The sequence below is a fragment of the Haloglomus irregulare genome (genome assembly GCF_007421925.1).
Lineage (GTDB): Archaea > Halobacteriota > Halobacteria > Halobacteriales > Haloarculaceae > Haloglomus > Haloglomus irregulare.
The window spans coordinates 37,697-57,945 of sequence record NZ_QMDX01000009.1 but is presented as its reverse complement, the minus strand read 5'-3'; the positions used below and the strand labels follow the sequence as shown (position 1 = coordinate 57,945).

20 protein-coding genes are annotated in these 20,249 nt (G+C 71.9%); 7 read left to right on the top strand and 13 right to left on the bottom strand.

The genetic code is table 11. The features are described 5' to 3' along the window. Positions 1 to 72: 72 nt before the first annotated feature. Positions 73 to 1,365: a glycosyltransferase family 87 protein gene (locus DP107_RS13415; protein WP_144262661.1), complete on the bottom strand. Its 1,293-nt coding sequence runs from the start codon at positions 1,363 to 1,365 to the stop codon at positions 73 to 75. Positions 1,366 to 1,425: 60 nt separating this feature from the next. Continuing rightward, positions 1,426 to 2,019, bottom strand: a complete 594-nt coding sequence (msrA, locus tag DP107_RS13410; RefSeq protein WP_144262744.1) for a peptide-methionine (S)-S-oxide reductase MsrA — start codon at positions 2,017 to 2,019, stop codon at positions 1,426 to 1,428. A 1,138-nt stretch (positions 2,020 to 3,157) separates the two neighbouring features. Between msrA and DP107_RS13405 the strand changes: the two genes are divergently transcribed. The 4 genes from DP107_RS13405 to DP107_RS13390 all read left to right on the top strand — a co-directional run bounded on the left by DP107_RS13405 (position 3,158) and on the right by DP107_RS13390 (position 7,008). Beyond that, positions 3,158 to 4,348, top strand: a complete 1,191-nt coding sequence (locus DP107_RS13405) for an iron-containing alcohol dehydrogenase family protein (protein WP_144262660.1) — start codon at positions 3,158 to 3,160, stop codon at positions 4,346 to 4,348. 204 nt (positions 4,349 to 4,552) lie between these two features. After that, the gene (locus DP107_RS13400) at positions 4,553 to 5,521 is read left to right on the top strand and encodes a ring-cleaving dioxygenase (protein WP_144262659.1); all 969 of its coding nucleotides are present in this window, start codon (positions 4,553 to 4,555) and stop codon (positions 5,519 to 5,521) included. 59 nt (positions 5,522 to 5,580) lie between these two features. Next, positions 5,581 to 6,474 carry a hypothetical protein gene (locus tag DP107_RS13395; RefSeq protein WP_144262658.1) on the top strand — a complete coding sequence of 298 codons (894 nt, stop codon included), beginning with the start codon at positions 5,581 to 5,583 and terminating at the stop codon, positions 6,472 to 6,474. 183 nt (positions 6,475 to 6,657) lie between these two features. Then, complete coding sequence (locus DP107_RS13390; protein WP_144262657.1) at positions 6,658 to 7,008, top strand: DUF5783 family protein; 351 nt, start codon at positions 6,658 to 6,660, stop codon at positions 7,006 to 7,008. Between the two features lie 25 nt (positions 7,009 to 7,033). Here DP107_RS13390 and DP107_RS13385 read toward each other — a convergent pair whose 3' ends face one another. Next, positions 7,034 to 8,023, bottom strand: coding sequence for a class I SAM-dependent methyltransferase (locus DP107_RS13385; protein ID WP_185977309.1), 990 nt, complete (start codon positions 8,021 to 8,023; stop codon positions 7,034 to 7,036). A 124-nt stretch (positions 8,024 to 8,147) separates the two neighbouring features. On the opposite strand from DP107_RS13385, the gene DP107_RS13380 reads away from it, so the two are divergent. From DP107_RS13380 to DP107_RS13370, 3 genes are all read left to right on the top strand, one after another. Beyond that, the gene (locus DP107_RS13380; protein WP_144262655.1) at positions 8,148 to 8,528 is read left to right on the top strand and encodes a NifU family protein; all 381 of its coding nucleotides are present in this window, start codon (positions 8,148 to 8,150) and stop codon (positions 8,526 to 8,528) included. A gap of 199 nt (positions 8,529 to 8,727) precedes the next feature. Beyond that, on the top strand, positions 8,728 to 10,062 hold the full coding sequence (locus DP107_RS13375) for a cytochrome P450 (protein WP_144262654.1): 1,335 nt from the start codon (positions 8,728 to 8,730) through the stop codon (positions 10,060 to 10,062). Between the two features lie 60 nt (positions 10,063 to 10,122). Beyond that, entirely contained in the window at positions 10,123 to 11,583 is a 1,461-nt protein-coding gene (locus DP107_RS13370) for an acetyl-CoA hydrolase/transferase C-terminal domain-containing protein (RefSeq protein ID WP_144262653.1), read from the top strand. A gap of 10 nt (positions 11,584 to 11,593) precedes the next feature. On the opposite strand, the gene DP107_RS13365 is transcribed toward DP107_RS13370, so the two are convergent. The 10 genes from DP107_RS13365 to DP107_RS13320 all read right to left on the bottom strand — a co-directional run bounded on the left by DP107_RS13365 (position 11,594) and on the right by DP107_RS13320 (position 20,224). Beyond that, positions 11,594 to 12,319 carry a uroporphyrinogen-III synthase gene (locus DP107_RS13365; protein ID WP_144262652.1) on the bottom strand — a complete coding sequence of 242 codons (726 nt, stop codon included), beginning with the start codon at positions 12,317 to 12,319 and terminating at the stop codon, positions 11,594 to 11,596. A gap of 163 nt (positions 12,320 to 12,482) precedes the next feature. Next, positions 12,483 to 13,289 carry a uroporphyrinogen-III C-methyltransferase gene (gene cobA / locus DP107_RS13360; RefSeq protein WP_144262651.1) on the bottom strand — a complete coding sequence of 269 codons (807 nt, stop codon included), beginning with the start codon at positions 13,287 to 13,289 and terminating at the stop codon, positions 12,483 to 12,485. Continuing rightward, on the bottom strand, positions 13,286 to 14,428 hold the full coding sequence (hemC, locus tag DP107_RS13355; RefSeq protein WP_144262650.1) for a hydroxymethylbilane synthase: 1,143 nt from the start codon (positions 14,426 to 14,428) through the stop codon (positions 13,286 to 13,288). Before hemC ends, cobA begins: the two co-directional genes overlap by 4 nt. Positions 14,429 to 14,657: 229 nt before the next feature. After that, positions 14,658 to 15,320, bottom strand: coding sequence for a 2'-5' RNA ligase family protein (locus DP107_RS13350; RefSeq protein WP_144262649.1), 663 nt, complete (start codon positions 15,318 to 15,320; stop codon positions 14,658 to 14,660). 2 nt (positions 15,321 to 15,322) lie between these two features. Then, positions 15,323 to 15,835 carry a diadenylate cyclase gene (locus DP107_RS13345; RefSeq protein ID WP_394348547.1) on the bottom strand — a complete coding sequence of 171 codons (513 nt, stop codon included), beginning with the start codon at positions 15,833 to 15,835 and terminating at the stop codon, positions 15,323 to 15,325. 83 nt (positions 15,836 to 15,918) lie between these two features. Beyond that, complete coding sequence (locus DP107_RS13340) at positions 15,919 to 16,494, bottom strand: diadenylate cyclase (protein WP_144262647.1); 576 nt, start codon at positions 16,492 to 16,494, stop codon at positions 15,919 to 15,921. Positions 16,495 to 16,714: 220 nt separating this feature from the next. Further along, positions 16,715 to 17,278 carry a CDP-2,3-bis-(O-geranylgeranyl)-sn-glycerol synthase gene (locus DP107_RS13335; RefSeq protein ID WP_144262646.1) on the bottom strand — a complete coding sequence of 188 codons (564 nt, stop codon included), beginning with the start codon at positions 17,276 to 17,278 and terminating at the stop codon, positions 16,715 to 16,717. A 461-nt stretch (positions 17,279 to 17,739) separates the two neighbouring features. Next, a complete protein-coding gene (locus DP107_RS13330) occupies positions 17,740 to 17,946 on the bottom strand; it encodes a TOBE domain-containing protein (RefSeq protein WP_238330883.1) in 207 nt (68 codons plus the stop codon). Between the two features lie 275 nt (positions 17,947 to 18,221). After that, positions 18,222 to 19,250: an ABC transporter ATP-binding protein gene (locus tag DP107_RS13325; protein ID WP_144262645.1), complete on the bottom strand. Its 1,029-nt coding sequence runs from the start codon at positions 19,248 to 19,250 to the stop codon at positions 18,222 to 18,224. Then, complete coding sequence (locus DP107_RS13320) at positions 19,247 to 20,224, bottom strand: ABC transporter permease (RefSeq protein WP_144262644.1); 978 nt, start codon at positions 20,222 to 20,224, stop codon at positions 19,247 to 19,249. Before DP107_RS13320 ends, DP107_RS13325 begins: the two co-directional genes overlap by 4 nt. Between the last annotated feature and the right edge of the window lie 25 nt (positions 20,225 to 20,249).

Genomic DNA, 20,249 nt, shown 5'->3' with positions numbered 1-20,249 from the left:
ATTCGTTCCGTTCGGTGGTGATTGATTCGGACACAGCCGCTTCTGAGGGGATACGGCCACTCCGACGGTTATTCAGTCCGCCTCGATCTCGTTCTCCTCGGACCGGAGCCCCGTCAGCTGCGCGTCGACCCAGTCCGGCGTCGCCACCCGCTCGGCCACCCGGACCGCGGCCAGCCCGACCAGCAGGACGTTCCCCCAGAGCCCGGGCTGGAGCAGGGGGTAGGCCGGCCGGAGCGCGGTGAACGCCGGGAGGACGGCCGGCACGACGTCGACGACGAACTTCAGGCCGTAGCTGTGGGCATGCAGCAGGAGGAGGCCGACGAGGGGGAGCGCGGGCCGACCGCGGGGGTGGTCGAACTCCACCGCGAGGAGGACCACCACGGCGGGGAGGACGGCGGCGAAGTAGTAGGCGTACGCCAGCGGCGCCAGCAGTGGGATGGCGGCGACCCCGAGCGCGAAGGTCTCGCGGTCGGCGCCCGTCGCGAGGGCGGCGTAGACCGCGATAACGGCACTGGCCGCGACACGAAGCAGCACGGGGCCGGGGAGCCAGTAGAGCGGCCGGTAGTACGGCGGGAGCCAGAGCGCCGGGTTGCGGGCGCTCCCGCCGGACTCGACACCCCACGCGAGCACGTCGATGTAGAGTCGGTGGGTGTCGAGGCCGAAGACGGCGAGCGAGACGGCCAGCAGGGCGACGCCGGTGCCGACGGCGGCGGCAAAGCGCCGGCGGCTCCGCAACAGGTGCGCGCCGGCCGGGGCGAAGGGGAGTTTCAGCAGCCCGACCGCGGCGGTCGCGACGCCGGCAACGGTCCCCCAGGCGCCGGCGAACCGGTCGCCCTGGGAGTCATGGACGACGCCGGCGCCGGCAACGGAGAGCAGGCCCGCCGTGAGGCCGACGGTCTGGCCCATCTTCACCCCGAGCAGGAGCGGCTGGAAGCCGAGCAGCGCGACCAGGCCGACCGCCCGCTCGGGGAGGGAGAGCGACCGGCCGAGCGCCGCGACCAGGGCCTGCAGCCCGAGCCAGAGGAACCCGACCGTGGCGACGCTCCAGGCGATGCGGGTCACGTCGGGCTCGAACAGCTCGATGAACGGGGAGAACAGCAACACCGAGAACGGTGGGTAGAGGAAGCTCGTGTGGAAGCCGCCGTTCTCGTTCCGGGTGTAGAGCGGCTCGCCGGCCTCCCAGGCGGCCACGGCGTTGCCGTACGCGCCGAAATCCCAGAAGCGGAACTGCGGGGCGACCCCGATGCCCCGGAGCCACCAGTCGACCGCGGGCCACGCCAGCAGTATCGTCAGCGTGCCGACCGCCAGCGCGGTCCAGCGCGGCCGCTCACGCCGCAACCGACGGAGGACCCCGAGGGCGGACATGGGCGAGGAATCGGAGTTTTCCGGTATAGGTCTTGGGTCGTCGGGCGACGCCGGGCGAGCCTACCGGAACAGCCGGCGGACGCGGTCGGCCAGCGACTCCTCCTGCGGGAGCCCCCCATCGGCCCGGACCTTCTCGGTGAACTTCTCGCGGACCTTCTCCACCTTCGGCCGGACCTGCGCGGCGCAGTAGGGCTGGTTCGAGTTCTTCTCGAAGTAGTCCTGATGTTTCTCCCCCGCGCGATACCACTCGCCCAGGGGCTCGACCTCCGTGACGATGCCCTCGTAGACGCCCTCGGCCTCCAGGGCCTCGATGAACCCCTCGACGAGTTCCTGCTGGTCCTCGTCGTGGTAGTAGACCGCCGAGCGGTACTGCGAGCCGACGTCGGGCCCCTCGCGGTCCACCGTCGTCGGGTCGTGGATGGAGAAGAAGACCTCCAGCAACTCGCCGTAACCGATGGTTTCGGGGTCGTACTCGACCTGGACGGCCTCGGCGTGGCCCGTGCTCCCGGAGCAGACCGCCCGGTAGCCCGGGTCCTCGGTGTGCCCGCCCGTGTAGCCCGACTCGGCGGCGTGGACGCCGTCGAGCTCCTTCATCGCCGCCTCGATGCACCAGAAGCAGCCGCCGGCGAACGTCGCAGTCCTGGTGTCGCTCATACACATCTGTTGGCGACGGAGCGGTATAAGCCTCCGCTCGTCGCGTGCGGACCGCTCGCACGCCCGCTGGGGCACGAACCGGGGGGCAGTGACGGCCAGCGCTAGCCCGCCGAGCACGACCGCGGCGCCGGCGAGGTAGATCCGGGTGCCGTCGGCGCTCTCGGCCAGTAGCGCCCGCCTCCCCCGGGTCGAGACCAGCATCCGGCTGCCGTCGACCGGATGCGTGACGACCGCGTCCGCGGCGGGGAAGCGCTCGTCGGCACCCCCGTCGAGCAGCTCCGAGGAGCCGCCGGCCCGACCCGTGTCCCGGCGGGCGTGCCCGAGGACGTACACCTCGTCGCCGGCCCGGAGGCTCGTCTCCTCGTAGCGCCGGTCGTCGAAGCCGTCGCCCGCGCGGAGGTGGATGGAGTCCTGGACCCACTCGCGCAGCGCCGGCGCCGCGGCGCCGCGGTCCGGCACGTACGCCTCGTCGCGGAACGGGCCGACATCGACGATGGCCCGGCCCGTCCGGACGGTGGCGGTCGGGCTGCCGAGTTCGCTGTCGAACCGGAAATCGCGGGTCGCGAGCGTGCCGGGGTCGACCAGCACGCGCTCGCCGCCGTCGTCGACGTAGAACGGCACCGACCGGAAGCCGGTGGCGACGCGGCGGGAGCCGACCAGCTCGGTTCCGGACGGGCCCTCGACCGCCCGCCAGGCCGTCAGGACGGCGTCGTCGTGGCCCCCGACGGGCGCGGTGAAGCAGCCGTCCGGGCCCGGCTCGACGGCCCGCTCCAGGGCGTCCGGCGCCGGCACGACCGTCCCGCGGAGCTCGACGGGACCACGGGTCATCGTGCGGCCGCCCAGCGCCGGCAGCGCCGTCGCCAGCCGACTGTGGCGCTTCCGCGTGCGGTCGCCGACCCGCCCGAGCAGGAACCCGACGGCCATCACCCCGAGTCCGGCGAGCGTCAGCAGGACGTGGACCGTCGCCATCGATCGAGGGCGGGTGCGCCCCACGCAAAACGCTGCGGCCGTCGGACACCGGGGGTAGAAGCGGGGCGACGGGTGCCCCCCCGGACACGACGGCTGGTTTGAAGCCGCCGCCGCGAGAAGCAACACCTATGGATACGAACACCGCCGACACGGCGACGCGAGGGGAGCCATGACCGACGAGGGGTTCCGGTTCGACTACGAGCCCGGGACCGTCGTCTACGGCGAGGACCGCGTGGCGGACTTAGAGCGGGAGCTGGCGGCCGTCGGCGCCGGACGGGCGCTCGTGGTCGCCGGCGAGACCGTCGGGACGACCGACGCCGTCGTCGACCCGGTCCGGGCGGGGCTGGGCGACCGGCTGGCCGGCGTCTTCGCGGGGACCACCCCGGAGAAACGCATCGAGCAGGCCGCCGACGCGGCCGCGGCCTTCGAGGCGGAGTCGGCCGACGCGTTCGTCGCGCTGGGCGGCGGGAGCAGCCTGGACGTGGCGAAGGTCGCCAGCGCGCTCGTGGCCAGCGGCCAGTCCTACGAGTCGGCGCTGAACGATCTCGAACGGGCCGGCACCGTCCCCATCTCCGGCGGTGACCTCCCGCCCATCGTCGCCGTCCCGACGACGCTCGCGGGCGCCGACCTCTCGGTCGTGGCCGGCATCACCGGCGAGCGCGACGGCGAGACGCTCCGGGGCGGCGTGTTCGACGGGCGGCTGATGCCCGCGGCACTGGTCTACGACCCCGCCCTGTTCCGGACCACACCGGGCGGCGTCCTCTGTGCCTCCGCGATGAACGGCTTCGATAAGGGCCTGGAGACGGTCTACGCCCGGAACGGGACGCCGGTCACGGACGGCACCGCGCTCCGGGGGCTGCGGCTGCTCTCGCGGGGGCTCCCCGCGCTCGGCGCCGGCGACCGCGACGCCGACACGCTCCACGACGCCATCGTCGGGACCATCCTCGTCCAGTACGGCGCCTCCCGCGCCGAGGGGACGACGCTGTCGGTCATCCACGCGTTCGGCCACGGGCTCGCACGCGGCTACGAGGTCCAGCAGGGCGCCGCCCACGGCGTCATCGCGCCCCACGCCGTCGCCGACGTCTTCGACACCGTCGACGGCCGACGCGACGAGCTCGCCGAGGCGCTCGGCGTCGATGGGGGCGGCCCCGAGGCGACCGCCACGGCCGTCGTCGAGGCCGTCGCCGACATCCGTGACGCGCTCGGGCTCCCGGATCGGCTCCGCGACACCGCCATCCCCCGCGAGGACCTCCCGGCCATCGCGCAGGCGGTCGTCGACGACGGCTTCATGCCGAACCGGCCGGCGGGGTACGACCCCACGGCCGACGACATTGAGGCCGTACTGGAACGAGCGTGGTAGCCGAGAGATAGCGATGCTTCTCCGAATACGGGCGTCCTTTCCGATCCAGCCCCGATTCTCGGGGGACAGGGCGACAGTATCGCCGTTATCCTGGCCCGCACCGGCCGGCGGCTCTCGGTATCCTCGGATTCCCGGTAACGCCCGTGTCACCCGCGGACACGCGCGTACGCGGGAGTATATCCCGCTGGAGACCGTAACGGAGGTATGGTCGAAACGGACGGAATCCACCACGTGACAGCGATCAGTGGGGACCCGACGCGCAACGCGACGTTCTACATCGAGACGCTCGGGCTCCGGCTGGTCAAGCGGACGGTCAACCACGACGACACCCATACCTACCACCTCTACTTCGGTGACGGCGAGGGGACGCCCGGCACCAATATCACCTTCTTCCCGTGGACCGACGAGGGCCGTCCCGGGGAGTTCGGCGCCGGACAGACCCAGTACACGGCGTACGCGGTCCCGACGGGCTCGCTGGACTACTGGGCCGACCGGCTCGCCGACCACTCCGTCGACGCCGAGCGCGTGACGGTGTTCGGGGAGGAGCGGCTCCGCTTTGCGGACCCGGACGGCATCGGGCTGGAGCTCGTCCCGACCGACGCCGAGCGCCCCGGCACGCCGTGGGCCGATTCGCCGGTCCCGGCCGAGCACCAGCTCGTCGCCTTCGCGGGCGTCACGCTCGCGCTCGAGGACCCGTCGGTCACGGCCGAGGTGCTGACCGCCATCGGCTACGAGCGGGTCGCGACGGACGGCGACGCCACCCGCTACGACACCGGCGCCGAGGGGCCCGGGACCTGGGTCGACCTCGTCGAGACGGACGCCCCGCAGGGCCGGATGGGCGTCGGCACGGTCCACCACGTCGCCTTCCGGATGGCCGACGAGGCCGAACAGCGCGCGACACAGGAGGCCCTCGCCGACGTCGGGCTGGACGCCACGGAAATCATCGACCGGAAGTACTTCAAGGCGATATACGCCCGCGAACCGGAGGGGGTGCTGTTCGAGTTCGCCACGATGGGTCCGGGCTTCGACGCCGACGAACCCGTCGAGTCGCTGGGCGAGCGGCTCACCCTGCCCGAGCGGCTGGAAGGCGAGCGCGAGGAGATCGAGGCCGCGCTGCCGGAGTTCGAGCCACCGCGACCGAGCTCGACAGCCCCGTCGAGTGCCGACGACTGAGCCCGCCGGCCGTCCGCACGGGACAGCAATCATATGCCGCCGGACGCGTAGCTCCCCGTATGTCACTCGTCGAACGGGTCCGCCAGCCGGAGTACACCGGCGAGAACCGCTGTGTCCCCTGTACCGTCGCCAACAGTGCCATCGCCATCGGGCTGGCGGCGGTCGTCGGCGCCGGCTGGTGGACGCTGGTCGCCCCCGGCACCGGCGCGGTCGCGGCCGCCGGCGTCGTGCTGGTCGCGGGCGCACTGAGCATCTGGCTCCGGGGCTACCTCGTCCCGGGGACCCCCGCACTGACGAAGCGCTACTTCCCGGACTGGCTGCTCGCGACGTTCGACAAGGGGCCGGCGGCCGCGAGCGGGCTGGGCGACGCGGCCGCCGAGGACGGGGCCCCCGGGTCGGAGTCGGAGGGGCAGGTGAACCCCGAGGCGGTGCTGGTGCAGGCCGGCGTCGTCGAGCCCTGTGTCGACGAGGACGACCTCTGCCTGGCACCCGGGTTCCGGGGGACCTGGCGCGAGCGGATGGCCGCCATCCGCGAGGAGGGGGCCGAGCGCGACGAGCTCGCTGCCCAGCTGGACCTGAACCCCGACGAGGTCCGCTTCGAGGAGCACGGCGGCGCGTTCGTCGCGTTCTACGAGGGGCGCCGCGCCGGGCAGTGGGAGTCCCGGGCCGCGCTGGTCGCCGACCTCGGCGCCGCCCGGACCCTCCCGGACTGGGTCGACGGGTGGGACGACCTCGGTATCGGGGCCCGGTCACAGCTGCTCGGCGGGCTCCGCATCTTCATCGACGAGTGCCCGGACTGCGGCGGGCCCGTGGTGGCCGGCCGCGAGACCGTCGAGTCCTGCTGTCGCTCCCACGAGGTCGTCGCCGCGAACTGCCAGGCGTGTGGCTCCCGGCTGCTGGAGCTCCCGTACGAGGAGCCCGCGACGGGCGGTGACCCCGCGACCTCGGACTGACCGCCGCGGACGACACACGACACGCCGGGCGGTTCCGGCGGGTCGCGGCACTGGTGCGAGCGCCGCCGGCTCTCCGTCGGCCCCAGCCGCCCGCGGGGCCGCCATCGACGGGCCCGCGACACGACGGCGGTCGCGGGGCCCGACACCCGACCGGTTTTACCCGCCGGCGGCCCACGACCACGTATGCCCGAGTTCGACGCCGACCGGTTCGCCGAGGCGAAGTACGTCGACTACCTCACCGACCTCCAGCAGGCGTACAAGAACGCGTTCGACCGGATGAACGACCGCTTCGACTCCAAGCTGGTCCACGCCATCGACCAGCAGGTGCTCAACGAGTCCGAACCGTTCTACGAGGGGGCTGGCCGGTTCCGGCTGGAGCTGCCCGAGGACCCCGCCGACCGCGTGACGGGTGTCGTCGTGGACGAGGAGAAGCTCGACGGCGTGTTGGGGACGTACGCCGAGACCGTCGAGCGCGAGATCGCCCGCCGCTTCGGCTTCGACCCCGACGAGGGCTCGGCGACCGCGGCCGAGTGACCGCGGCCCCGGTCCGGTCGCGTCGTCAGTTCGCTCGCGCTCCCTCGAGGATGCCCGTCAGGTCGCGCTCCCCGAGCCGCGAGTCCGCGCGGTCCCGGAGCGGGAGCGGCTCGGCAGCGGCGGTGCCCGTCGTCGGCGGAACCCGCGCCGTGACGCGGACCCCCTCGACGGCGCCGTCGGCGAACAGGTCCCGGACCGTCCGGTAGAAGGAGGCCCGTGACTCGTAGGTTTCGCTGCCGTGGACGGCGGCGAACTCGGCGCGGCGCTCGCGGAACCGGTCGTAGCGCGCGTCCGTCCAGGCCGTCCAGGCGTCGGTCAGGTCGCAGGTCAGCACGTCGGTGAAGCCGGCCGCGCGGAACTCGTCGGCGAGCGCCGTCCGCTCGACCACGTTCGGCGCGTCGACCACCTCCCGGAGCGCGCGTTCCTGGGCCGGCGTCGGGTCGCCGAGCGTGAAGTCCTCGACGAGGACGGTCCCGCCGGGGCGGACCGCCCGGCGCATCCGTTCGAGCGCGGGCCCCCGGTCGGACAGGTGGAGCAGCACCAGCCACGCGATGGCGTGGTCGTAGCCGTCCGCGGGCAGGTCGACGGCAGCGGCGTCGCCGACCGTGTAGCGGACGCGGTCGGCCAGCCCGGCGCGCTCGGTGAGCTCGCGCGCCAGCGACACGAGTTCCTGGCGCAGCTCCACGCCGTGGACCGCACAGCCCGTCGTGGCGGCCAGATAGCGGGCCGGGCCGCCGACGCCGCTGCCGACGTCGAGCACGCGGCGCGGCGGGTGGTCGCCGGTCGCCGTGGCGTCGTCGACCCCGAGCACGTGCGCCGCCTCGTCGCAGGCCGCGGGCCCGAAGTAGTGGTACTGGTCGAGATGGCCCAGCGCCGTCAGGTCCTCGACGGTGAGCTCGCCCTCCGACAGGTCGCGCTTGGCCAGCGCGCGCCGGACGGACCGGACGCGCCACCCGTACATCGTCTCCTCGTCAGCGGTCGTCCCGTCCCCGCGGGGCGGATCGGCACCAGACACGGATGTCCATGAGGCCGTCATCACCTAAACATTCGGCCAACCGGCACACCACGGGGTGGTCTCGGCGGGCACCGCCGTGGGCGGCAACCAAAGGTCTAAGCGCCGTCGTCGTCAACGGTATATCATGAGTACCCAGAGCGAGGACGGCGACGCCGAGGACGAGCTCCGCGAGCGGATCAGCAACTTCCTCCGCCGCAACTTCCCGCAGATCCAGATGCACGGCGGCAGCGCCGCCATCCAGGACCTCGACCGCGAGGAGGGCTCCGTCACCATCATGCTGGGCGGCGCCTGTTCGGGCTGTGGCATCTCCCCGATGACCATCCAGGCCATCAAGTCCCGCATGACGAAGGAGATTACCGAGATCAGTACCGTCCACGCCGAGACCGGGATGGGCGGCAACGAGGGGATGGCCGGCGGCGCCGGCGGCGGCAGCGGCATGAGCCCCTCCTTCCCCGGGGAGTCCTCCTCGTCGGACTCCGACGAGGGGCCCGAGGCGCCGTTCTGAACGGTCGACGATATCGCGGTTCCGGCGCGCGTTTCTCGCACATCTTCCCCGTATCCGGCGTGTTCCGCACACATACACGGAACAGAGCACGTATTCCCGGTAGCAACGGCCCGGTTCCCGCCGCCGGGCGGCCATCGCGAGGGGTGGTCGGGACCCCGTCACGGCGTATGGTTTTCCGGGTCGCACACGAAGGGCGGCCATGGTCGAGAACGCACCGCCGCCGGGAGCCGGGTTGGCCCCGCCGCGGCCGTCGGGACTGCCGGTGCTGGGGCACACAGTCGGGATGGCCCGTGACCGGTTCGGGTTCGTCCGCAAGGCCCGGCGGGCCTGCGGCGACGTGTTCGTGGCGGAGGCGCTGGGGCTGGGGGAGATCTGCTATCTGACACATCCGGCGGCGTTCGAGCGGGTTCTGGAGGCCGAGCGGGCGGCGTTCGCCAAGGGCGACGTGCTGTCGTTCGTCTTCGGCGACGGGCTGCTGGCGGTCGACGGCGAGGCGTGGGCGACACGGCGGGGGCTACTGGAGGAGTTCTTCTACCCCGAGCGGGTCCGGTCGTACGCCGGGACGATGTGCCGGGTGACCGAGCGGCGGTTGGGCCGCTGGGCCGACGGCGACCGGCGCTCGCTCCACGGCGAGATGACGGCGCTCACGCTCGAAATCATGTTCGAGACGCTGCTGGGCCGGTCGCTGGCCCCGGGCGAGGCGCCCGACCTCCGGGCGGCCGCCGCCGACCTGAACGGCTACTTCACCCCGGCCTCCATCGCGCTCCCACAGTGGGTGCCGTTGCCGTCGCGGCGCCGGTTCGCCCGCGCCGACGAGCGCCTGCGGCGCGAACTGGGGACGCTGCTGGACGAGCGTGCCGACCCGGACCGCCGGGGCGAGGACCTGGCGTCGGCGCTGGCCGGGCTCGTCGCCGACCCGGACGTCCCGATGGACCGCGGGGACGCCCTCGACCAGCTGGTCACCTTCCTGTTCGCCGGCCACGAGACGACCGCGCTGGCGCTCACGTTCACGCTGTACGAGCTCGGCCGACACCCGTCGGTCCGCGAGCGGGTCCACGCCGAGGTGGACGAACTCGGCGGGGCGAGGCCGACCCTCGCCGACGCCGGCGACCTCCCGGCCGTCGAGCGGGTCCTCCGGGAGGGGCTGCGGCTGTACCCGCCCGCGCACACCATCCCGCGCCGGACGACGCGCGACGTGGATCTCCTCGGCCACCAGGTCCCCGCCGACACGCAGACCCACCTCGCGCTCCACAGCGTCCACCGCGACGGCCGATTCTACGACGACCCCGACGCGTTCCGCCCGGAGCGCTGGCGCGACGCCAGCCCCGAGTCGAAGGGGTACGCCTACGTCCCGTTCGGGGCCGGGCCCCGCACCTGCATCGGGCGGCGGTTCGCGCTGCTGGAGGCGAAGCTCGTCCTGGCGATGCTCTGCTCGCGGTTCGAGCTGACGCCCGAGGAGCCGCTCGAACTGGCGCCCCGCATGTCCACCCAGCCTGCCGGCGACGTCCCCGTCGCCGTCCGGCGACGGCAGTGACCGGGTGACGACGAGCCGGGAGACGCAAGCTTGAGCTACCCGCCCGCCGAAACCCGCGCCATGGCAGCGGACAGCGACGGACGGCTGGTGGGGGAACTCCCCGTCCAGTCCGCCGCGGCGGCGGCCGCACGCATCGACCCCGGGGCCGTGCTCGGCGTCTCCGGGTTCGGCAGCGTCGGCTACCCGAAGCTCGTGCCCGAGGCGCTGGCCGACCGCTCCACCCCCGACCTCGACCTGACGGTCATCAGCGGCGGGAGCGTCGGCCCGGAGATCGACGAGGCACTGGTCGCGGCCGGCGCGCTCGCCCGGCGCCACCCGTTCACCGCCCGGGCGCCCTGTCGGGAGGCGGTCAACGACGGGACGGTGGCCTTCCACGACAGCCACGTCGCGGCCGTCGCCGACGAGGTCCGCTTCGGCGGCCTGCCGTCGCCGGACTGGGCCGTCGTCGAGGCGGTCGCGGTCGGCCCGGACTGGCTGGTCCCCACCACCTCCGTCGGCTCGACGCCGGCGCTCGTGGCCGCTGCCGACCGCCTCGTGGTCGAGGTGAACGCGGCCCAGCCCCGCGGCCTGGAGGCGCTCCACGACCTGCTCGTTCGGGCGGCCCCGCCCGACCGGACGCCGCTCTCGCTCGACGCGGTCGACGACCGACTGGGCTCGTCGCGGATCGGCTTCGACCCCGACGCGCTGGCCGCCGTCGTCCGGACCGACCGGGCGGACACGACCTACGACTTCCGCGAGCCGACCGCCGCCGACCGGGCGCTGGCGAGCGAACTCGCGGGCTTCCTCGACGCGGAGCTCGACCGGAACCCCGCGTTCGACGACGCGCTCAACCTCCAGTTCGGGGTGGGGAGCGTCGGGAACGCCGTCGTCTCGGCGCTCGAGTCGGTCGAGCTGGGCGACCGCGACGTCGCCTACTTCGGCGAGGTGCTGCAGGACGGCGTGCTGGATGCCATCGACGACGGGCTCCTCGGGGCCGCCAGCGCCACCTCGCTCGCCCTCTCCGACGAGGGGCAGGCCCGGCTGTTCGCCGACCTCGACCGCTACGCCGAGGCCATCGTCCTCCGGCCGGCCGACGTCTCCAACGACCCCGGGCTGGTGGATTCGTTCGGCGTGGTGGCGGTCAACGGCGCCGTGGAGGTGGACCTGACCGGCCAGGTGAACTCCACTCACATCGGGACCGACCTCGTCGGCGGCATCGGCGGGTCGGGGGACTTCTTCCGGAACGCGCTGCTCTCGGTGGCGGCGCTCCCCTCGACCGCCGACGGTGGCGCGCTCTCCCGGGTCGTCCCCCGCGTGGCCCACGTCGACCACACGGAGCACGACGTGGACGTCGTCGTCACCGACCAGGGGGTCGCGGACCTGCGCGGCCGGTCACCCCGCGAGCGGATGGCCGCGATGCTGGACGTGGCACACCCTGACTTCCGCGACGCCCTCGCGACCTACCACGAGCGCGCGCTGGGGCGGGGCGGTCACACGCCCGGCGGGTTCGACCTCGCGGCCGACTGGCCGCCGAACCGCTGACCGCCGCCGGTCACGGCCCGCGCGCCCGCTCAACGACGGCCTCGGCGAGCGCCTCGAACGCCGCCACCTCGGGCACCACGTCGACGTCGATGCCGGCGCGCTCGGCGCGCTCGCGCGTCGGCTCGCCGATACAGCCGACCACCGCGTCGTTGAGTCCGGCGACCGCCGGGGCGCGGATGCCCCGCTCGTCGGCGGCGGCGAGGAAGTTCTCGACGGTCATCGAGGCGGTGAAGCAGGCCCCCGCCAGCTGGCCGCGGGCCGCGAGGTCGGTCGACGAGCCGGCGCCAGCGGGCCGGACCAGCCGGTAGAGGGTCGTCTCGTGGACGTACGCGCCGGCGTCGACCAGCCCGTCGGGCAGCACGTCGCTGCCGTGGTCCGAGCGGGCGACCTCCACGCGGGCGCCGTCCACCCGGTCGGCGAGCGCGGCGACCAGCCCGGCCGAGGAGTAGTCGTCGGGGACCACGTCCACTGTGTAACCGGCCTCGCGCAGCGCCGCTGCGGTGGAGGAGCCGATGGCACAGACGACCGTCTCGCCGGCCGGCCAGTTCGCCGCGGCCAGCAGCTCGACGCCGGAGGTACTGGTGAACACGGCGTAGTCGGCGTCCGTCCGTGGCACGGTGCCGGTCGGCTCGACCGCCAGCATCGGGTCGACGACCGGTTCGGCGCCCAGAGCCTCCAGCACCGACGCCGCAGCCGCTGCACGGCCGTCGTCCGGCCGGAAGACGGCGATCCTCATCTCGCGGTCACCCCCGAGTCGCCGGGCGCCCGGGTCGCGTTCGGTATCGTCCTCACCGGTTTACGGGAGCGAGTCCACCACGTGTCGGCCACGCCGCGGCGACCGGCGTGACGGCCGGCAGCGCGGGCGTTCTCGCTCGCTCCGGCGGCGTCGCTCCGCTCGGTCATCCGTCCTCGTATCCCCCGAGTTCGTTCGCGAGGAACGCCTCCACTCGCTCTCGGGCCCCGGCGACGCCGCCGATGACGGTGATTGCGGGCGGCTCGATGCCCTCGCGGTCGCGCACGTCGACGATGGTGTCGAGCGTGCCCGTGGCGACGCGCTGGTCGGGCCAGGTCGCCCGCTCGATCAGGGCGACCGGCGTGTCGCCCGCCAGCCCCGCGTCGCGCAGGGCCGCGGTGTAGTCGGGCAGTTTGCCGACGCCCATCAGGACGACGATGGTGCCGCCGGTCGCCGCGAGCGCCTCCCACTCGACCATCGACTCCGGCTTGGTCGGGTCCTCGTGACCCGTCACGAAGGAGACGCTGGAGGTGTGGTCCCGGTGGGTGACGGGGATGCCCGCGACGCCCGGGCCGGCGATGGGGCTGGTCACGCCGGGGACGTACTCGAAGGGGATGCCGTGAGCGACGAGATGCTCGGCCTCCTCGCCGCCGCGGCCGAACACGAACGGGTCGCCGCCCTTCAGCCGGACGACCGTCCTCCCCTCCCGGGCGAGTTCGACGAGCCGGTCGTTGGTGTACTCCTGGGAGGTGCGGTCGCCGCCGGCGCGCTTGCCGACGTCCTCGCGCTTGGCCTCGGGGATGGAGCCCAGGATCTCCGGGCCCGGGAGCTTGTCGTGGAGGACGACGTCGGCCTCCTCGACGAGCCGGCGGGCCTTCAGCGTCAGCAACTCGGGGTCGCCGGGGCCGCTCCCGACGAGGTAGACCATGCCGTCGGCCCCGTCCGCCGCGTCGGCGTCGTCGGCCCCGCTCATCGCGCCCCCTCCGTCTCCTCGTGTTCCGCAGCGGTCCGGCGCGCCTCGGCGACGAGGTCGGCGCCCCCGCGGTCGGCGAGTCCCGCCGCGAACTCTCGGGCTGCGTCGGCGTGGTCGCGGGCGGGCAGGTCGGCAGTCTCGCGGATGGTCTCGTCGCCCGCCCGGTCCAGCACCCGCGCGACGACGTGGACGTACTCCCCGCGGAGCGTCGCGTGGACCCCAAGCGGCGCCACGCAGCCCCCCCCGAGTTCCGTCAGCACGGTCCGTTCGACGGTCGTCTCGACGCGGGTCCGCGAGTGGTCGAGCGCCGCGCGGAACCGCTCGGCGTCGGTATCGGGCGCGGTCACCGCGATGGCACCCTGGCCGGGTGCCGGGACGAACGTCGCGGGGTCGAGCCGCTGGTGCGGGACGTGGTGCAGTAGGCCCATCCGGTCGAGTCCGGCCTCGGCGAGCACGATGGCGTCGTACGCCGGGTCGACCGGGTAGCGCGCCAGGGCGTCCTGCTCGACGACCGAGAGGGAGTCGAGCCAGTCCTCGACCGGCTGGTCGAACGTCTCGTCCCGGTCCTCCTCGGCAGGGCGGGACTCCGTCCCGCTTGCAGACGGCGAGTCGAGCTCGCCGTCGGCGATGACCCGGCGCTCGTGCTCGGCGCCGACGCTCGTCGCGAGCAGCTTCTCGACCCGCGTGTCCACGTTCCCGCGGAGCGGCTGGACGTCGAGGTCCGGCCGCTCGTCCAGGAGCTGGGCCTGCCGGCGGAGGCTAGAGGTGCCGACGGTGGCGTCCTCGGGGAGCGCCGACAGCGAGCGACCGCCCGGGGTGAGCAGCAGGTCGTTCGCAGGGGCGCGCTCGGGGACGCCCGCGACGACGAGGGCCTCCGGGAAGTCCGTGGGGACGTCCTTCATCGAGTGGACGGCGGCGTCGACCTCGCCCTCGATGACGCGCTCGTCGAGCGCGCGGACGAAGGCGCCGGTCTTGCCCAGCCGGTGGATGAGCTCGTCGCGGATCCGGTCGCCCTCGGTCTCCACCTCGACGAGTTCGACCTCCGTGTGGCGGTCCTCCAGCCGCTCGGCGACGGCGGCGGCCTGGCGGAGCGCCAGGTCCGAGCCGCGGGTCGCGAGCCGGACGGGTGTCTCTGGCATGTCCTCCCCTCCGCGAGCGGGCGTGAAACCGCTGTCGGGTCGCGAGGACGTCTGCCGGGGCGCGCGGTCGGGTAAACCGCATATCGCGATACCGAATCCGCGGCGCGGAGTTCGCGGGGCCCGGAGCCGCGTGCGCCCGGGCTCGGTTCACCCGTCCCGCGCCCGGCGTGGCACGAGGGCCGCGGCCGGCGTCGTCTCGGGCCGTGTGGCCGGGACGGTCGTCAGCCGGTCACAGCTCGTAGGTCTCGAGACGGTCGTACGCCGGCGGGTGGCCGCCGACCTCGTACGCGACCAGGGCGAGTTCCGTCACCGTCAGCGTCGGGAGTCGGACCTCCCGGTTGGCCTCGAGGAAGTCGACCAGTTCGTCGTAGTCCGAGTCGCCCGCGAAGTGGCCCAGCGTCAGATGTGGAATGAACCCGTCCCCGTCGCGGTCGAGTGTCGCGATCCCGGCGTGGTCGCACAGCGCGCGGTTCATCTCGCCCAGCAGCCCGGCATCGGCGACCTCACTGTAGACCACGTCCGGAAAGAGGTTGAGTCGGGTGAACGCCGCCTCGAACGGGTCACGGTCCGAGACGACGTCCGAGACGACCGCGTCGACGCGTTGGACGGCCGGCCCGGAGCCGGCGACCTCGGTCGTCGAAGGGGCCACCGGGATGTCGAACAGTTTCACCGTGAGGTGAAGCGCGCTGGCGTCGGACCCACTGAAGCAGTCGAACTGCCCGAGCCTGTCTACGACCTGGCCTCCGGCAGATTCGGTCAGCGGGTCGGTGATGTCGACGAGCAGGACGAGTCGCCACGCACCCTCGCCGTCGCCCGCGTCCGACGACGGGCGGAGGTCCCGACGGCGTTCCCAGAACTCCGACGCATCCGATGCCATCTCCTCCTCGTGCACGCTCACTCACCCCGGCCGGCGCGCCAGCGACCGCCCAGCTCGTCGCGCTGGCGGTCGTCGTACTGTCCCTGCTGGAACACGGTCACGCGACCGTTCTCCTCGCTGACCGTGACCGCCGCCAGGACCCCCTCACGGGTGGATATCTCGGCGGCACTCAGATGCTTCGTCCCCATCCAGTCGGCGTACTCGATGGCATCGCTCCGCTCGGACGTCCCGACGCTCGGGCTCTTCACCCGGACCATCTGCTCCTGGATGGTCCCGTCGACCGTCACGACGATCGCGCCGTCACAGGAGAAGGCGACCTCGCTGGCCGCCCCGACGAGCGACGTTCCCCCGTCGTGTACCGACCGGCAGACGTCGGTCGGCCACGTGTTCTCCCCGAGCGGGTCGGCGTACGGGCCGTAGTCGACGTCCGCGACGACGATGAAGTAGAGACTGGGGCCGCTCACGTGTTGCTCGTCCCAGCGGTCGAACCCGATGCTGAGGCTCTCGGCGACGTCCAGCAGTCGGCTCATTATCTCGTCGGTCCGGGAGTGGACAATGGCGAGCGGGTCACCGGTCAGCGTCCCGGTCACGTCGCCCGGGTCTCTGGAGTCGCTCATCGCTCCCCCGCCGGCTGGTGGTCGGCGCCGATCGACGGCGCGGGGTCGGCGGCGGGCCAGCGGCCGCCGAGTTCGTCGCGGCGGCGGTTCTCGTACTGACCGTCGTTGAACACCGTCACGCGGCCGTCCTCCTCGCTGAGCGTGACTGCCGCCAGTACCTCGGTGCGGGTCGACACCTCCAGCGCGCTCAGGTGTTTCGCGCTCATCCAGTCGGCGTACGTCGCTCTCGCCGTCGTCTCGTCTGGCGCCGACCGGACCCGGACCATCTGCTCCTGTACCGTTCCGTCGGCCGCGACGACGACCGCCCCGTCCCTGTCGAAGGCGACCTCGGAGGCGGCCTCCACCGCGGCGGTGAACTCCTCGGGGAGTATCCGGGCGGTCTCGACCGGCCACCGGTTGGAGCCGAGCGGGTCGGCGAAGGCGTCGATCCGGACCTCCGAGACGACCAGGAAGTAGAGACTCGGCCCCTTGGCGTACCGGTCGTCCCACTGGTCGAACCCCGCACTGATCTCCTCGGCGAGGTACGTGAGCAAGTCGACGAGGTTCCCGACCGTCGCGAAGTTGGCCTGCATGTATAGCCGTACTACCACTTGGGCCGGACAGGTTTGTATATGGCCCCGTAGATGACGGTCCCTGGGACGTCCGTATCCATGCGATGTCGGACCGAACCGCCACCGGGGACCGGCGTCGCGACGTCACTACCCGCCCGAGCCCGGAACCGCTCGGGCTTGGACAGCGGCCGCCACCGGTCGAAGCGGCCCGATCACGGCCGCTCCGTCGGTCGTTTCGTCCTCACCAGGGCTCCTCCTTCAGCCCGAGCAGGTAGGCCGCGCCGTTGGTGGCGAGATGGAGCGCGGGGGTGAGGACGGCCACGACCAGCAGTCGGGCAGGTGTGAACGTCTCCTCGAACCAGTCCGGGACGGCCAGCACGGTCAGGCCCAGCGCGACGGCGACGAAGTCCAACTGGTCAAGCACCGGGAACGAGGCCCCGCGGTCCCGGCCGGCTCGGCGCTTCAGGAAGCTCGCGAGGATATCCCCCAGCATCGCGCCCGCCGGGAGGGTCACCGCCGCGAGCGGCGGGAACGACGGGAGCGCGTCCGCGCCCGTCGCCGGGGTGCCGAGGGCCTCGCCCGCGCGCCCGCGGACCAGGTTGAGCGCCCCCGCCAGGAGTGCGCCCGCGGTGATGCCGGCGGCGGTCCCGCGCCAGGTCTTCCCGTCGCCGAGGAGACGGCGACCGCCCCACTCGCGGCCACCGTCGATGGGCTCGCCGCCCCCGAACAGCACGGCGGCGTTGTTCGGGACGTAGGCGGGGAGCATCGCCCACAGCGCGCCGAGCGTCGTTCCGAGCAGCGACATGACGGTCGTGCGGCCGCTCGGGGCTTAACCGCCGGGGTTCGTCGCGATGGGGCCCGTCCGGCGGCCACACCCGGAGCGAGACGGGAGCACCGTGCGTCGGTGCATCCCCGTCGGCGGCGGGGCGGGCCATGCTCCGGCGGGGTCGCGTGCACCCGCCGGCCCCGAGAGCCGCAGACGGCACACGGGACGGGGCGTCCACACGCGCCGGCGGGCGTCCGCCCGACAGAAGGTGAGGCTGGCCATCTCGATACATACGGTTCTGAACCAGTTCATAGGGAAGAACTCTCATTCTCCGTTGAACGCTCCCGGAATCGCCGCCCTCGGTATTTGCACTCGAGGACGCTCCGTCATTCAGCCGATGTGAGCTGATAGGTCAGTAATGGGTCTCTAAATCGGAGTGACTCGCTACAAGCAGGTGAAACCGTCTCAGTCCTTGTTTACCAGCACTTCGCTGGGGTTGATCACGGCACCACTTCGTCATCTTCGGTCAGTTCTAGTCGCTCGGCTGATCCGCGCGTAATCGTGGAGGTGATGATCTGTCCGTCGCCAAGCTCTATCACGATTCTGGCATAATCTCGCTCTCTTCTACGGACCTGACGGTGCCGGTGAGTTTGTTGCGTGCACTGAGTGCCACAGCGTCTAAACGTGCACGACGGAGAGATACCCATTGTGGCCGAAAAGTCGGATTTCTCGGCCTCAATTCCTGGGATATCGGCAGAACTGTGAAACGAGTGCTTCCTCCGAACGACAGTCCGATGTACCGATGTGAGTGCCGTATAGTCCATCGACTCAGCCGGTAGCGCACATGACCACGATACGACGGCAGTGGGTGTGACTCCCACTACTGTTCTCAATACATCGAACACGGATGCCGCTGGCATCGCCCGGTCAAACCGGGTGAAACGAACGGCTGAACGGGCTACCGAGCCGAATGGGCGCGCCGCTAACAGGGATGGAGGCGATCGCGCGGGAACGACAGAGCGACTTCTGTGCCCACGACCGGTGGCGAGGTGGCGAACGCTTCAACAGTGACGTCGTCGAACGCGAGCGTCACGCGGCTCGTTGCGTCCTCGCGCACGACGCGCTCGACGGTCGCAGACAGATCCCCGTCAGCGTCGTTGAGGGTGATCGCCTCCGGTCTGATGGCGACGTGGTCCGCCGCGTCGGTACCGCTGTCGCGATCGACTGGCCCCCGACCGCTCCCGTCGGAGCGTGCCTGGGACCCGATGTCGTCATCGAGAATACGGCGTAGCGAGGGCGCCGCCGAGAGGTCGATAACGTTCGCCCCGGTGAACCGGGCGACCATCGGCGAAGCGGGCCGTTCGAACACGTCCTCGGGCGTGCCACGCTGAACGACCCGCCCGTCCTGCATCACGACGATCCGGTCGGCGACAGCGCGGGCCGTCGTGCGGTTGTGCGTCACGTATACCGCGGTCACGTCGGCAAGTACATCGACGAGATCGTCTCGCAGGGCCTGTTGTGTCGGGACGTCGAGTGCTGCCAGCGGTTCGTCGAGCAGCATCACAGAGGGGCGAATCGCGAGCGCTCGGGCGAGGGCGACCCGCTGTTTCTCTCCGCCCGACAGCGTCGGCGGGTTTCGCTCCGAGAGATGGGCTACACCGAGTTCAGCGAGCAGCTCGGCGGCATCACGCGACGATTCCCGGTACCGGGTGCCGTACTCGACGTTCTCTCGGACGGTCATATGCGGGAAGAGCGCGTAATCTTGGAACACGAAGCCGAACCCCCGCTCCTCCGGCGGTTGCCCCGTGATATCCGTTCCGTTCGCCGTCACTACCCCGGTGTGCTCGTGGAAGCCGGCGATCGTCTCTAACAGCAGCGTCTTGCCGCTCCCACTCGGACCGAGCACAACGCAGGTCTCGTTGGACTCGACCTCGAGTGCGGCATCGACGGTGAACGGTTCCGCACCGTCGGCGGTAAACGTCGAGCGGATGTCGGCAGTAAGCCGGGTCACGGCATCCCTCCTGCTGTGCCATCGTCGGTCAGGTAGCGGACGAGGAGGAAGATGACGGCTGAGACGGCCAGGAGCAGGAACGCGACCGCCCCACTCTCCTCGAGTCCTCCCTGGAGGTACGTGTTGTACACGAAGACGGGCGCGTGTTGGGCGGTCACCGTCCCACCGGCGAACGGGTAGAAGAACTCCACGGAGTAAGCAACCACCGCGACGGCACCGAACTCGGAGACGGCGCGGGCCCACGCGAGCACGCCGCCGGTGATCATGCCGCGGACAGCGAGCGGGCCGGTCACTCGCCGGAACGTCTCCCAGTTGTTAGCACCGTGGATGCGAGAGGCGTACTCAAGACGGTCATCGATGGCCTCGAACGCCTCGCGGCTGGCGTTGACCGCGTACGGGGCCGAGACGAACGCCATCGCCAACACCAGTCCAACCATCGTTCCGAGGACCGAGAACTGCGGGAAAGCGCCGCCCTTCCCAAAGCCGAACAGGATAATAATACCTGCGACAGAGTGGGGAACGACAAGCGGGAGATCGACGAGACTCTCGACGAGTGGCTGACCTGAGAACCCTTTTGCCAGCAGGTGTGCCAGTGGGACACCAAACAGGAGGCTGAGCAGGGCCGCTAACAGTGGACCATACACACCGAGATAGAGTACGCGGTGGACGTCTGGATCCAGTGCCTTCTCGATCACGAGTGCAGGCGTCTGCCGTGCGACGAACATGAACAGGGGCAGCCCCAAAGCGACCATGAGGAGACTACCGGCGGTCGCTGTCGCCACGGTGAATGAGGTGCCGTCGAGCGCGTACGCGGTGACGGCCGTGCTGCCCACGATGAAGTAGGCGTACCAGGTCGGCTGGCCGACCGAGTACGCAGCGGCGAATGCCAGCGCTTGGACGACGACGAACGCCACGACTAGTGGTGTCCGCCCGACTGCGGCGATCTCGAACCGGCGTTCAGTCTCCGTTGCCATGGTCTGTGAAGCGGGGCACGTTGTG

What these genes read in the sequence shown, in the direction of transcription:
- DP107_RS13415 (WP_144262661.1), bottom strand. Translation starts at nt 1,365, where the DNA reads ATGTCCGCCCTCGGGGTCCTCCGTCGGTTGCGGCGTGAGCGGCCGCGC.
- msrA (WP_144262744.1), bottom strand. Translation starts at nt 2,019, where the DNA reads ATGAGCGACACCAGGACTGCGACGTTCGCCGGCGGCTGCTTCTGGTGC.
- DP107_RS13405 (WP_144262660.1), top strand. Translation starts at nt 3,158, where the DNA reads ATGACCGACGAGGGGTTCCGGTTCGACTACGAGCCCGGGACCGTCGTC.
- DP107_RS13400 (WP_144262659.1), top strand. Translation starts at nt 4,553, where the DNA reads ATGGTCGAAACGGACGGAATCCACCACGTGACAGCGATCAGTGGGGAC.
- DP107_RS13395 (WP_144262658.1), top strand. Translation starts at nt 5,581, where the DNA reads ATGTCACTCGTCGAACGGGTCCGCCAGCCGGAGTACACCGGCGAGAAC.
- DP107_RS13390 (WP_144262657.1), top strand. Translation starts at nt 6,658, where the DNA reads ATGCCCGAGTTCGACGCCGACCGGTTCGCCGAGGCGAAGTACGTCGAC.
- DP107_RS13380 (WP_144262655.1), top strand. Translation starts at nt 8,148, where the DNA reads ATGAGTACCCAGAGCGAGGACGGCGACGCCGAGGACGAGCTCCGCGAG.
- DP107_RS13375 (WP_144262654.1), top strand. Translation starts at nt 8,728, where the DNA reads ATGGTCGAGAACGCACCGCCGCCGGGAGCCGGGTTGGCCCCGCCGCGG.
- DP107_RS13370 (WP_144262653.1), top strand. Translation starts at nt 10,123, where the DNA reads ATGGCAGCGGACAGCGACGGACGGCTGGTGGGGGAACTCCCCGTCCAG.
- DP107_RS13365 (WP_144262652.1), bottom strand. Translation starts at nt 12,319, where the DNA reads ATGAGGATCGCCGTCTTCCGGCCGGACGACGGCCGTGCAGCGGCTGCG.
- cobA (WP_144262651.1), bottom strand. Translation starts at nt 13,289, where the DNA reads ATGAGCGGGGCCGACGACGCCGACGCGGCGGACGGGGCCGACGGCATG.
- hemC (WP_144262650.1), bottom strand. Translation starts at nt 14,428, where the DNA reads ATGCCAGAGACACCCGTCCGGCTCGCGACCCGCGGCTCGGACCTGGCG.
- DP107_RS13345 (WP_394348547.1), bottom strand. Translation starts at nt 15,835, where the DNA reads ATGAGCCGACTGCTGGACGTCGCCGAGAGCCTCAGCATCGGGTTCGAC.
- DP107_RS13340 (WP_144262647.1), bottom strand. Translation starts at nt 16,494, where the DNA reads ATGCAGGCCAACTTCGCGACGGTCGGGAACCTCGTCGACTTGCTCACG.
- DP107_RS13335 (WP_144262646.1), bottom strand. Translation starts at nt 17,278, where the DNA reads ATGTCGCTGCTCGGAACGACGCTCGGCGCGCTGTGGGCGATGCTCCCC.
- DP107_RS13330 (WP_238330883.1), bottom strand. Translation starts at nt 17,946, where the DNA reads ATGGGTATCTCTCCGTCGTGCACGTTTAGACGCTGTGGCACTCAGTGC.
- DP107_RS13320 (WP_144262644.1), bottom strand. Translation starts at nt 20,224, where the DNA reads ATGGCAACGGAGACTGAACGCCGGTTCGAGATCGCCGCAGTCGGGCGG.